This window comes from Alicyclobacillus contaminans DSM 17975 (assembly GCF_000429525.1).
GTDB classification, from domain to species: Bacteria; Bacillota; Bacilli; order Alicyclobacillales; family Alicyclobacillaceae; genus Alicyclobacillus_A; species Alicyclobacillus_A contaminans.
Genome location: NZ_AUCA01000003.1, coordinates 32702 through 45009, shown reverse-complemented (window position 1 = coordinate 45009; position 12308 = coordinate 32702). Strand labels below are relative to the sequence as shown.

10 protein-coding genes are annotated in these 12308 nt (G+C 60.9%); 9 read left to right on the top strand and 1 reads right to left on the bottom strand.

All coding sequences use genetic code 11. The annotated features are described in order from the left end of the window. The first annotated feature begins 48 nt into the window (after positions 1 to 48). From G463_RS0102240 to dusB, 8 genes are all read left to right on the top strand, one after another. Entirely contained in the window at positions 49 to 480 is a 432-nt protein-coding gene (locus tag G463_RS0102240; protein WP_026973895.1) for a BrxA/BrxB family bacilliredoxin, read from the top strand. 215 nt (positions 481 to 695) lie between these two features. Next, positions 696 to 1751 (top strand): FUSC family protein, encoded by a 1056-nt coding sequence (locus G463_RS0102235; RefSeq protein ID WP_026973894.1) that lies wholly within the window; start codon positions 696 to 698, stop codon positions 1749 to 1751. A 29-nt stretch (positions 1752 to 1780) separates the two neighbouring features. Next, positions 1781 to 2452, top strand: coding sequence for a fumarylacetoacetate hydrolase family protein (locus G463_RS0102230; protein ID WP_245575658.1), 672 nt, complete (start codon positions 1781 to 1783; stop codon positions 2450 to 2452). A 17-nt stretch (positions 2453 to 2469) separates the two neighbouring features. Further along, complete coding sequence (locus tag G463_RS0102225; protein ID WP_035485231.1) at positions 2470 to 3168, top strand: metal-dependent transcriptional regulator; 699 nt, start codon at positions 2470 to 2472, stop codon at positions 3166 to 3168. 53 nt (positions 3169 to 3221) lie between these two features. Continuing rightward, positions 3222 to 4097 (top strand): D-alanyl-D-alanine carboxypeptidase family protein, encoded by an 876-nt coding sequence (locus tag G463_RS0102220; protein ID WP_084171138.1) that lies wholly within the window; start codon positions 3222 to 3224, stop codon positions 4095 to 4097. 289 nt (positions 4098 to 4386) lie between these two features. Beyond that, positions 4387 to 5739 carry an amino acid permease gene (locus G463_RS18245; protein ID WP_051321821.1) on the top strand — a complete coding sequence of 451 codons (1353 nt, stop codon included), beginning with the start codon at positions 4387 to 4389 and terminating at the stop codon, positions 5737 to 5739. Positions 5740 to 5910: 171 nt separating this feature from the next. Beyond that, a complete protein-coding gene (locus G463_RS0102210) occupies positions 5911 to 6135 on the top strand; it encodes a TM2 domain-containing protein (protein WP_026973890.1) in 225 nt (74 codons plus the stop codon). 121 nt (positions 6136 to 6256) lie between these two features. Then, on the top strand, positions 6257 to 7231 hold the full coding sequence (dusB, locus tag G463_RS0102205) for a tRNA dihydrouridine synthase DusB (RefSeq protein WP_035485228.1): 975 nt from the start codon (positions 6257 to 6259) through the stop codon (positions 7229 to 7231). Between the two features lie 58 nt (positions 7232 to 7289). On the opposite strand, the gene G463_RS0102200 is transcribed toward dusB, so the two are convergent. Next, positions 7290 to 8516, bottom strand: a complete 1227-nt coding sequence (locus G463_RS0102200; protein WP_051321820.1) for an MFS transporter — start codon at positions 8514 to 8516, stop codon at positions 7290 to 7292. A 220-nt stretch (positions 8517 to 8736) separates the two neighbouring features. Here G463_RS0102200 and G463_RS0102195 point away from each other — a divergent pair, with 220 nt between their 5' ends. Then, entirely contained in the window at positions 8737 to 12306 is a 3570-nt protein-coding gene (locus tag G463_RS0102195; protein WP_026973887.1) for a PD-(D/E)XK nuclease family protein, read from the top strand. The last annotated feature ends 2 nt before the right edge of the window (positions 12307 to 12308 follow it).

Sequence of the window (12308 nt, the reverse complement as noted above, 5' to 3'; positions counted from 1 at the left end):
CCATTCCACGCATCCACTGGCTTCAGGTGATAAAGGAGGCATTCCAAAATGAGTTTGGAACTCGACTTTTACGCGATGATGGTACAACCCATGCGCGACGAATTGACGGGATTGGGCTTTCGCGAACTCCGCACACCGGAAGAGGTGGATGCGGAATTCGCCAACAAGTCCGGCACCCTGCTTGTGGTGGTCAATTCGGTGTGTGGGTGCGCCGGCGGCATTGCCCGCCCGGGCGTGGCCCTGGCGCTGGAGGGCGACAAAAAGCCGGATCGCCTCGTGACCGTGTTCGCGGGTCAGGACAAGGAGGCAACGGCGCGGGCGCGCGAGTACTTCGAAAACCTTCCGCCGTCTTCGCCATCGATGTTCCTGTTCAAGGACGGTCAGCTGGTCGGTGTGTTGCACCGCAGCGACATCGAGGGCACGAGTGCTGAACATGTGGCCAGCCGCCTCAAGGAGATGTTTGAGCAACACTGTGCTTGAGATTGCGTTTGGCACTGCAAGGGCCGCCTCGCCTGGCAAAGGAGAGGCGGCCCATGTTTTTATCACAGGTGCACCAGGCTAAGCCGGGCTCCGGCAATCACGGCTTGCGTCTGATTACACACCCTCATCTTCGCCATGCACCTTCGGACAATCCCTCCGCTTGTCGATCCGTTCCGCGCGTGCTAGTCGGTGACCGGTGCGGACATACTGACGTCATGAAAAACGTCTGGACATGGCTCGTACGTTACAGTTCCATCTGGAAAACGGCGTTGGCGGCTGGAATCTCCTGGGAACTGGCGCGGTGGCTCGGCACCACGCGCCCGTACTTTGCGCCGCTGGCGGCGATTCTGTGTTTGCAGGTCACCGTGGAAGAGTCCATCTGGAAGGGCTACCAGCGGGTGATTGGCATTGTGGTTGGTGTGCTGCTTGCCATGGGCATTGTTCGATGGCTTGGCTTGCACGGCTGGAGCTTGGCATTGATTGTGCTGCTCGGAACGGGATTGGCCACGTGGATTCGTCTGGGGGAACAGGCGATTCCGCAGGTTGGTGTCAGCGCCATGATGGTGATGACCGTGGGAGGACACGGGTACGGATACGGTATGGCGCGCATCGTCGATACCCTCCTCGGGGCGGTGGTGGCCATTCTGACCAACATGTTTGTCCTTCCTCCCGACTACACACCCGCCGCCCGTGCGTCGGTGGAAGCTGCGGGCAGAGAGTTGTCTCAACGGTTCCTCCGCATGGGGACGTGGCTGCGGCAGGGAGCGGACGACCATGATGGACAGGCGCTGCAGGCGGAGACACGCCGTTATCTGGACGAATTGCATGACACGGCACAAGAGGTCGGCAAGGCCATCCGCGCCGTGCGCTTCAGTCCGCTGGTTCGTCGTCGCAGGATGGGGTTGGAGCGCATTCACGACGCCCTGTTCCATCTCCGCCAGGGATACGCGCATGCCGCAGGGATGATGCGGACGCTGTTGGAATGGAAGGCTGCGGACGGGATGGACAGCGCGGACATGGCCGCATGGGCCGAACGGCTGGACGAAGTCGCCCGTCAGGTGCGAGCGTGGTCCGCAGTCCTCTGTGCGAGTGAACGGGCAGTGGTGGCGGCTTTGGCGGAGGCACCGTTGCACCCGCGTGAGGTGGGCAACGCTCTGCCGTTCGCCGTCCGTGAAGCGGCTCTGTGGAACGATTACCGCCAATTGATGGAAGATTTTCGCCTCGAAGTCGATCCGCCGAACGGACCGAAAACTTCGGGTATGGTAGAATAAAGCCATTGCTGGCTAGGGAGATGGAAAACTTGGCGGGACACGCATTAGGGGATGTGGTTTACACCATCGAACAGTTGCCGAACGTGGTTCGGAACATTTACTGCATCGGCAGAAACTACCGTGACCATGCCGTTGAATTGGGAAATGCGGTCCCGGAGTCGCCGATGGTTTTTGGCAAGCCCACGCACGCGTTGACGGCGGCGGCGGGAGACCTGATGTTGCCGGCCGGGCGTCAAAACATTCATCATGAAGTGGAGATTGTATTGGTGATGGGAGACGCTCACCGGCCGGGAGAGCCGTTCGCGAACCGCGTGAGCGGCGTGGCGCTTGGGCTCGATCTGACGGACAGAGATGCGCAGAATCGCCTGAAGAAGGCCGGGCAACCGTGGGAGTTCGCGAAAGGATTCCGCCACGCGGCGGTGATGACGGATGTCTACGCGGTCAACGACTGGGATGCCATGCTCCACACGCCGTTCCGACTCATTCGCAACGGTCAAACGGTTCAAGAGGGCGTGGCTCGCGACATGTTGTTCCATTGGCAAACGCTTCTGGACTTCATTGCTGAACACTTTGGCCTCGGTGCGGGTGACGTTGTCTACACGGGAACGCCCGCAGGTGTTGGGCCGCTGGAGGATGGAGATGAGTTGGTTTTGCAGTTTGCGGATGCAACCCTGGGGCGCTGTCGCGTGCGGCGGGCGTAGGAAGGGGGTTGCGTTGGATGCCTCGAACGCACGGCTTGGAAGAGTACCTTGAAGCCATCTATGTGTTGACCACGGAAGGGGAGGTGGTCCTTCCGTCGGTACTGGCCGACTATTTAAATGTATCTCGGCCAACGGTCACGCAAACGGTGCAACGGATGACCGCCGCGGGGTTGGTGGCGCCCGGCGAGTCCCGCGCGATTGTGTTGACGCCGGAGGGAACGCGGCGGGCAGAGGTGATTGTTCGCCGGCACCGTTTGCTGGAGCGATGGTTGAGCGATGAATTGGGGTTGGACTGGGCGGACGCCCATGTGGAAGCCGGCCGACTTGAGCACGCGCTGTCTCCTCTGGTGGAGGAGCGACTGTTTGAAAAACTCGGCCGACCCAAAACCTGCCCGCACGGCAACATTATTCCGGGCTCCGGGGCGCAGTGGGAAAAAGGTATTCCGTTAACCGACGTGGCGCCGCCCGCGAGGGTTCAGGTGGTGCGCATTTACGAGCAGGCGGAGGAAGATCTGGATCTCTTGCGCTTCCTGCATCGCGCAGGTATCGTGCCGGGCGCGGACATTTTCATTCCCGACGGCAGATCCGCGTTTGAAGCGGGCGTACCCATCGAAGTCGGCGGATCGTCCTACTCATTGGATGAGAACGTCGCGCGGCGCATCCTGGTGCGTCTGCTCACGTCGACGATCCGTTCCTCGGCGGATTCGACCACATAAAAGGGACCGGCGTCGCTCACGTTATAGGAGAACGTGAGCGAAGGAGTGGTTCCATGAAAGTCGGATTGGAAGGGGCGGTGAACGGACCTCTGACGAGGCCGGGGGCGGTCCTGCGCTGGGTCTTGGCGGCGCTCGTGGTCCTGGGGTGGGTGGCGGTGCCACTGTCCGCGAACGCTGCGGAACGGGTGTTCGTGAACGCAAAGGCGGCGATTGTCCTTGATGCGGAGACCGGCAAAACGCTGTACAGCAAGAACGCGGATCTGCCGGTGTATCCAGCGAGCACGACCAAGTTGATGACCGCCATCCTGTTGGTCACGCACCTGCAGCCAGAAGATCTGGTCTATGTCAGTCCGGAGGCCGCTCGGCAGGACCGGGTGCGACTGGGCGTGGCGCCGGGAACCACCATGACCGCCGAGGAAGCGTTGTACGCATTGTTAATGAAGAGCGCCAACGACGTGGCGTACGCGGTGGCTGAAACTGTGGGCGGCTCTCAGGAAGGGTTCGCCCGCATGATGAATCTGCAGGCACGTCTGATTGGCTGCACGCATACGAATTTCATCACACCGAACGGATTGCACGATGATGACCACAAGTCCACCGCGCACGACATCGCCCAAATTCTACGGGCCGCCATTCAATATCCGCGCATTGTCGCCGCCATGCAAACCAAATCGTACACGGTGGCCGGCAAGACGATTCGCAACGGCAATCGTTTTATGTACTTGGAACACACGACCTTCGGCGATGTGATTGGTGGAAAGACCGGGTATACGTCGAAAGCCATGTACTGTCTGGCCTTTGCGGCGAAACAGGGAGATCATGTCCGGATTTCCGTGGTGCTCGGCGCACCGAGAAAGAGCTACATGTACCGTGAGACGCGCCGACTGCTCGAGTTTGCGGATAGGCAAAGACAGGTCGTGTTGGTATAGCGAAACACATGCTGAAGAGGGCCCTGAGTAGGGCTCTTTTTTGTGCGGTGAGGCGTTAAGCCCTTTCACGTTCCGGTGGTGTCTGCGTTCGGCGTGCGCATCGACGAGGTGTAACTGAGTGGTGTTATCGTCGATAAAACGCCCGCGTAGACAGGGTGGGTTCCAACAACCAAAATATTACATTGCAAAATCGTCCAGAATTCGGTATGTCTTTGGGAGACCCGGGGATGGGCCTGTCAGGCGTCCCAAGGGCGCTTGAGCAGAGGAGATAGAGAAAAGGGGAGTTCATATGAGCGGAGGCAGCCAGGAGGAAACCCTGCGGTTGCAGCGGAGTTTGAGAGCAAGGCACATCCTGATGATGGCCCTTGGCGGCGCCATCGGCGCGGGATTGTTCAAGGGATCGGCGGACACCATTCATTTGGCCGGACCTTCTGTCGTGTTGGCATACGTGGTCGGAGGCATCATCCTACTGTTTGTCATGCGCGGACTTGCAGACATGACGGTGCAGCAGCCGCAGGCCGGAACGTTTCGAGATTTGCTGGCTGCGGCTTTGGGACCGTTTCCAGCGCATGTGGCCGCATGGATGTATTGGCTTGACTGGGTGCTCGTGATGGCCGTGGAAACCACGACAGCGGCGTCACTGGTGCAGCGATGGCTGCCAACCATCCCGCTGTGGGTGCTGTCATTGATCATTTCCATCGCCATCACCGTCATCAACCTGAATCCGGTGCGGATCTACGGGGAGACGGAATACTGGTTGGCGAGTATCAAGATTGGCGTTCTCATTCTGTTCATTCTACTGGGTGGAACGCTGCTGTTCACCGGCTACAGCCATCATCCCGCCCCCGGATTTCACAACGTATGGAGTCACGGCGGGCTGTTTCCCAACGGGATGGGCGGATGGTTTGCCGCCATGATTGTGGTCATGTTTTCCTTTGGCGGCACGGAAATGGTGGGCATGACCATGGGCGAGACACACGATCCTGAACGCGTCATTCCGCGCGTGGCCCGCGGCGTGATGGTTCGGATTCTGCTCTTTTACGTGCTGCCAATTTTGGTCATTATCAGCCTGGTTCCGTGGGACCAGGTGGGCGCTGTCGGCAGCCCCTTCGTGACGGTGTTTCAAGCCATGGGTATTCCTGCGGTGCCCGACATTCTCAATTTCGTCATTCTGACGGCGGTTCTCTCGACCGCCAACTCGGGCATGTTCGCCGCGTCGCGGGTGTTGTACAGTCAGGCGCTGGACGGGCAGGCGCCGCGGTGGTTCGCCCGTTTGTCCAGGAACGGCGTGCCGGTGCGGGCACTGCTGGTCAGCACGTCCTTTCTGTACGTCGGCGTCGTGGTCGCGATGTTCGCGGGCGGGCACACGTTTGATGACCTGATGGTCATTCCCGGATATTCAGTCGTTCTCGTCTGGACGCTGCTGGCGCTCGCGCACGTGAGGACCCGCACACGGAGTGGGCAATCCATCCCGCTGGGTTCTCTGTTTGCGGTGCTGGCGCTGCTCGTCATCTTCATCGGGATTGTGGCCACATCCCCATGGTTCGGATCGGCCCTGACCCTGGCGGCGATTTGCCTCATCGCGCTGCTGTACGTTCCGTATCGATTCGCGATCCGGTCCGGACGCGATGGTTCACAGTAGGGTACCAGATTCGTCTGTGGATACAGGGAACGAGGGCCGCGGGGTCCACATCTCCGCGGCCCTTTGTCATACGCCTTGAGCCATACGGAATCCAGACAACCGTTCCCGACATACGGTAGACCAGGCGCGGCACACGCCGCACAACTCCTGCGGACAGGTGGTCGGTTCGGTATGGGCAAATCGGTGGCGCTGGCGTACGTGTTGTGGTTCTTTCTCGGTTATCTGGGGATACACCGCATGTACTGCGGGCGAGTTGGCAGCGGCGTGACGATGCTGGCGCTGACGGTCATCGGCGGCCTGACATTCCCGATTCTGATTGGACACCTTCTGATGTTTGTGGTCGGCATATGGTGGCTCGTGGATCTGTTTCTCACGGCGCGAATGGCCGGGAGCTGAAACGGAGCCAGGGTCACGGCACGCCTGGAAATTCATTGATTTGCAGAGAACCGTTGACGTTTGGTACTGTAAGAACAGTATGCCCGATGGGTGCTGAGACCAAATCCAAGGAGGGGAACGCATGCAAATCGGCAATGTGGTGATTGACAACCCGGTGATCCTGGCGCCGATGGCTGGCGTGTGCAACCCGCCGTTTCGAAAAATTGCCAAGCACCTCGGCGCCGGTATGGTCTGCGCCGAAATGGTGAGCGACAAAGCGCTGGTGCACGGTAATAAGAAAAGTTTGCACATGTTGACCATTCTCCCGGATGAACACCCGGTCAGCCTGCAGCTGATGGGATACGACAAGGCGTCCATGGTAATGGCGGCGGAAATGGTCGGCGAAACCAATGCGGACATCATTGACATCAACATGGGCTGCCCTGTGTTGAAGATATATAAGAACGGTTCCGGTGCGGCGCTGGCGCGTGATCCGAACTACGCTGCCGACATTGTCCGCGCCGTGGTCGAGCGCGTGGACAAGCCGGTGACGGTGAAATTTCGTAAAGGCTGGGATGACGATCACGTCAATGCCGTCGAGGTGGCCCTCGCTGTGCAGGAAGCAGGCGCCAAGGCGGTGGCCGTGCACGGCCGTACGGCGAAGCAGATGTACAGTGGGAAGGCGGATTGGTCCATCATTCGCAAGGTGAAGGAAGCGGTGGACATTCCGGTGATTGGCAACGGCGATGTGGTGGAGCCAGAGGATGCCAAGCGTCTGTTTGAAGAGACCGGCTGCGATGGCGTGATGGTTGGGCGGGCCGCCCTCGGGAATCCGTGGATTTTCCGGGAAATCACCCATTATCTTCGGACCGGCGAAAAACTGCCGAGGCCCAGCTTTGAAGAGCGAATTGACGTGGCCATCCTGCACCTGAATCTGTTGGTGGAGGACAAGGGAGAAATGATTGGCGTGCGTGAGATGCGCAAACACGCTGCATGGTACATCAAGGGAATGCCGGGCGCGGCGCAGCTGCGGGAGGAGATCAATCAGCAGACGACCCGAGCTGGAATGGAGAATGTACTCCGTCATTTCCTCGAAGGGCAACGGCTGGCCGGCTGAACATCAAAGTGCGTGCGGCGCCGCGGGGGTGCGGCGCCGTTTTCATTTACATGGGCGGTTACTCCACGTTTCGTCCCAAGGTTTCCCGGCCAAACCCTGATACCACGAGGAAACCGACAATCAGTGCCAGGAAAAACACGACGAAGACGGTGGTGAAGCTGCTGCCGTTTGCGAGCATGACGCCAACCAGGTACGGCGCGATGATGGAACCGATTCGACCGAAGCCTGCGGCCCAACCCATGCCGGATGCCCGAATTTCTGTAGGAAATTGCTCGACGGTAAAAATATACGTGCTGGCCCAGCTGCCGAACAGAAAGAAATTGAGCAGAATGCCGAATACGAGCAGCCAGACGGTGCCTTCGGCAAAGCCAAACCCGAGCGTGGCCAGGGCGGCCAACAGCATGAAGGGCACGAGGGTGCGTTTGCGTCCCCAGCGTTCCACCAGCCGGGCGGCCGCAAGGTATCCCGGAATCTGTGCCAGGTCCATCACCAGCACGTAACTCAGGCTGTTGACCACAGAGTATCCCTTCTGCGCCAAAATGGATGGCAGCCACAACGATACGCCGTAGAACGTGAAATTCATGGCGAACCACAACAGCCAGGTGACCACGGTGCCGCGCGCCACATCGCGCCGCCACAGCCGCGCAATCATTGCCCCCAGAGACGGTTTCGGGCCGGCGGAGAACTTCGGCGATTCCGGCAGGTGTCGTCGCAGCACGAGCACGTACAGCGCGGGCAGTGCGCCAATGAGAAACACCATGCGCCAGCCGATGGACGGGATAATCACCCGTGAAATGATGGCCGCGGCAAGCGATCCGAACGCATAAAACATCTCCAGCAGCACCACGCGGCGTCCGCGTTCGGATTCGTCGGACGACTCCAACACGTACGTGGTGGCCACCGGAAGCTCCCCGCCGAGTCCGAAGCCGACGAGAAATCGGAACACCATCAGAATGCCGATACCCCAGGCAAACGCGGTGAGACCCGTGGCAATGCTGTACACGAGCAGGGTCCACATGAACATCGTCTTGCGTCCAAACCGATCGGCCAACAGACCTGCGAGTGCGGAACCAACCGCCATACCGACAAACCCGAGGCTCCCGAGCAGGCCCGCTGTACCCTGCGTGAGGTGCCACTGTTTGGTCAACGCCACCAGGACGAAGGAAAACAGGCCCACGTCCATCGAATCGAACAACAGTCCGAATCCGGACAGCAGCAGGAGACGCGTCTTGGAGACAGGTTTCGCGCGCGGATTCATTTCCAGGGAGACTTCTTGCGTGGACATGTTGCGTTCACTCCTTCCGGAGAGATGCTGGCTGACAATGTTGCATGTATCGACTTATGCCCAATTCCGACAAAGTGTGCAGGAATGCGCCAATGGCGAAGAGATGGAGACCATTGGAAATTGCAACCGGGCAGTGGATGGGATAGAGTGAAGAAATGAGAACATCGGTTCGGATGATGGAGCCGGCTGCGCAATTCCGAGGATGGAAGGTGACGTGCGTATGGGACGAGTTCGCTGGTTGATGGGTCCCAGTGGCAGTGGGAAGTCAACGTGGATTCGAGACGAGATTGGCAAGACGTTGCGCCAGACACCGCTGGGGCCGCCGCTGTTCTGGATCACACCGGACGTCCTGTCGTATACGACCGAGCGAATGCTGTTGGAAACCGTGCCTACGGTGCTCCGCGCAGAAGTCATTCCGCTGCAACGGCTGGCTTTGCGGCTGCAGAGCCAGGAGATGGAGAGTTCATGGCATCCGTTGACCGCGACCGGTAGCCGACTCCTCCTGGCGGAAGTGTTTCGCGCCACCCAGCCGGAGCTGGCGGTGCTCGGCAAGAGTCAGCCCACAGTGGGGCTGTTGGATGCACTGTTGGATACGTTCGACGCGTTTGCGGCAGCGGAGGTCGGAGAGGTCCCCGGCGCCGGGCCGGAGGCAGCGAATGCCCTGGGATGGGCGGATGCTGCGGACTCCTCCCTGTGGCTGGCGAAGCAGCGCGATGTCCTCAAGCTGTATCAGCGCTGGCGGCAGGCCAAGTCGGAAGGCGGATTGTATCAACCGTCGGACTTGCTGAATTTGGTGCGCAAACATCTCGGACATCATCCGATGCTGGAAGGAGCTCGGCTGTTTATCGACGGCTACGCCGACATGACCCCGAGTGAGTTGGCGTTCGTGCTCGCGCTGGCGGAACGGGCGGAAGAGACGGTGGTCAGTTTTTGTCTCTGCCCCGAATGGACGGACGCGTTGCCCGTGTGGTCTATGGATGAACTGAACCGCATGACGCTGACCGATCTGCTCGGATACATACCGGATCAGGAACGGGTGTTTGCCCCGCAGACCCTGCGGTTGTTCGCGCGCATGCGCGCCGCTGCGGCGAGTCGGAAGTTGCCGCTGGGTGACGAGGTGCGGCTGGCTCATCCGGCGCCGGAGGCCGGTGGGTTGGCCGCTCGCCTGCATGACGCGGTCTTTACGCCGCGCGCCAAGGACACGGACGCGGCGGACGGGCAGGGGGTGTGCTTGGCTGCCGCGCAGAACATCCGCGTGGAGGCGGACGGTGTGGCTCGAGAAATTCTGCGGCTGCACCGCGAGGCACAGGTGCCCTACGCCGAGGTGATGGTCCTGGTGCCGGATTGGCAGCTGTATTTTCCGTATCTGCGCGAGGCGTTTCGACGCCACGGCGTGGCGGCGTTGTTGGACGAATTCCCATCCCTCGCCAATCATCCCGCCGCTCGGTTTCTCCTGGCCGCACTGCGGTGCGTGGAGGATGGATTTTCCCTCGAATCCATGCTGCGCTTGCTGAAGACCGATTTTTGTCAGCTGACGCCCGAAGCGGCCGATTGGTTGGAGACCTATTTGCGCAAATACGAGGTGGCCGGTCCAACCGCTTGGTTGCAGGGCGAACCATGGCGGTTTGCCTGGGAGAACCGGGAACAGCCGGACGATGAATCGAGCGCGGACGCCGTGGACCAACGCGCGGAGCAATTGAGACAAACGCTGCTCCAATACATCCGGCCCCTATCCGAACAGCTGGCGTCGCCGGAATGTACCCCCCAGCACTTTGCTGCAGCGCTGTGGACGTTGCTGGAGGCGGTCAATGCCAGGCGGACGGTGGCCGAGTGGATGGTCACGGACACTGTGGAGACCTCTCCGCTTGCCGCGAGCCTCCATGAACAGGCATGGCAGCGGATGATGGCGCTGTTGTCCGACTTGCACGACAACCCGGTGCAGCGCCCGGTTCCACGCAATTTTCTGGTCAACATGGTTCGAACAGACGTGCAGCATCAACATATGACCACCATCCCCGCCGGCGTCGGCCAGGTATTGGTCAGCGAATACGAGCGGGCGCAGGGGGCGCGCGCCGAGGTCGTGTTTGTCCTGGGCGCGGTGGATGGCAGGTTGCCGCGGCGCTGGAAATCGGGCGGACTCTTTGCGGATGGAGATTATTTGCGACTTCGCAAGGAAATGGGGGTGTGGCTCGCCGACACTGCAGAAGAGCGGCAGTTGAGTGAGCGGAAAACGCTCTACACGGTGTTGACGCGAGCCGAACATCGATTGTATCTGACGGCACCGCTGGCCGACGTTGACGGCAAGGAAGCGCGGCCGGCGGCCGTTGTGGCGCGTCTGCGGGAACACTTCGGGGACCGGCTGCAAGCGGACGCGTTGTGGACCAGCGTGGGAGACGGTGGCGATGAGACGTGGCGGTGGTGGACGGCGTCATCGGCGCTGGATCGCCTGCTGGAGGACCTGCGCCCGGATGGCCAGCGACCGCTCCAACCCGCGCAGCGTGCCGCCATCTTTCGCTGGTTTAGCGCCACGCCACAGCGGAGGCAGCAGTTGGTTTCGGCTCTGGCGGGGGTGATTCACCGGACCAAAGCCCAGCCGCTGGACGAGGCGACGGCGCGTCGGCTCTACGGGGCGCCGGTGCACCTCAGCGCATACCAGGTGGAGTCGTTTTACAAGTGTCCGTATCAGCACTTTGTGACCTTCGGATTGAGGTTGAAGGAAGAGGTCGGATTGGACATCACTGCCGCGCTGCGAGGCACTCTGCTGCACGATGTGATCCATCGGTTTGTCGACCGCATGTCTCGGGATATGCAGGCCTGGCGAGCAATGGAGGATGACGCGGCGGTGGCGGCCATGCGGCAGGTGTTCGAACAATGGATTGAACTGCCAAAGGCCGCGATGTGGCGGCGCAGAGCGGTTCGCAAGTACCTCGCCGACGAGGCGTGGAGCGTGCTCGCGCGCGCAGCGGTGGTGCTCACGCGGCATGCCAGACACGGCCGGTTCACGCCGGCGCTGCTCGAAGCGGAGTTTGATGTGCACATGTCCGCCGCCGGCGGCGATCTGCACCTGGCGCTGGGTGATGACGCGGCTGTCCACCTGCGGGGGCGCGTGGACCGCGTGGACGTGCTCGAGACGGACAGCGGCACCGTGTTCCGAATCGTTGACTACAAGAGCAGGCAGTTGAACATCAAGCTGTCCGACGTGGATCACGGTCTTCAATTGCAGCTGCCGCTGTACGCTGCGGTGATTGAGCAGATCAGTCCGTCGCTGATGGGGACGAAGGCCACCCCGGTGGGGCTCATCTACCTTCCGTTGCTGCGGAAATGGACGACCCGCTCGGCACCGCTCGCCGCCGAGGCCGCGCGCGCGGAGCGCATCCGGGCGATGCAGGCGCGGGGACTGATGGTTCATCACGTGGATGTGGTGGCGGGCATGGATGAGCGATTGACACAGCCCGACGCGAAAAGTGATCTGTTTGCCACCGTCTACAAGAAAAACGGAGAACTGTACGCCAACGCGCCCGTGCTCAGCCCGGACGACTGGCGAAGGCTGCTCGCCGTGGCCAGCCGCCGCGTTGGGGAGGCGGTCGCGCAGATGGAGCGCGGCGTGATAGACATCGCGCCGTATCGAAAGTCCAGGCAGGAGACGGCGTGTCACAAGTGCGGGCTGCAGCGCGTCTGCCAGATTGATCCACGGTGGGACGGCACACCGTTTAGAACCTTGGACAACCTCAGCAACGAACAGGTGCTGGCGCGTTGGTCAACGGACGAATCCGGTCGGAGGGATGGGTAAAG

Bases quoted from the DNA above. Each gene is read 5' to 3' on its own strand.
- G463_RS0102240 (WP_026973895.1), top strand. From the start codon at position 49: ATGAGTTTGGAACTCGACTTTTACGCGATGATGGTACAACCCATGCGC.
- G463_RS0102235 (WP_026973894.1), top strand. From the start codon at position 696: ATGAAAAACGTCTGGACATGGCTCGTACGTTACAGTTCCATCTGGAAA.
- G463_RS0102225 (WP_035485231.1), top strand. From the start codon at position 2,470: ATGCCTCGAACGCACGGCTTGGAAGAGTACCTTGAAGCCATCTATGTG.
- G463_RS0102220 (WP_084171138.1), top strand. From the start codon at position 3,222: ATGAAAGTCGGATTGGAAGGGGCGGTGAACGGACCTCTGACGAGGCCG.
- G463_RS18245 (WP_051321821.1), top strand. From the start codon at position 4,387: ATGAGCGGAGGCAGCCAGGAGGAAACCCTGCGGTTGCAGCGGAGTTTG.
- G463_RS0102210 (WP_026973890.1), top strand. From the start codon at position 5,911: ATGGGCAAATCGGTGGCGCTGGCGTACGTGTTGTGGTTCTTTCTCGGT.
- dusB (WP_035485228.1), top strand. From the start codon at position 6,257: ATGCAAATCGGCAATGTGGTGATTGACAACCCGGTGATCCTGGCGCCG.
- G463_RS0102200 (WP_051321820.1), bottom strand. From the start codon at position 8,516: ATGTCCACGCAAGAAGTCTCCCTGGAAATGAATCCGCGCGCGAAACCT.
- G463_RS0102195 (WP_026973887.1), top strand. From the start codon at position 8,737: ATGGGACGAGTTCGCTGGTTGATGGGTCCCAGTGGCAGTGGGAAGTCA.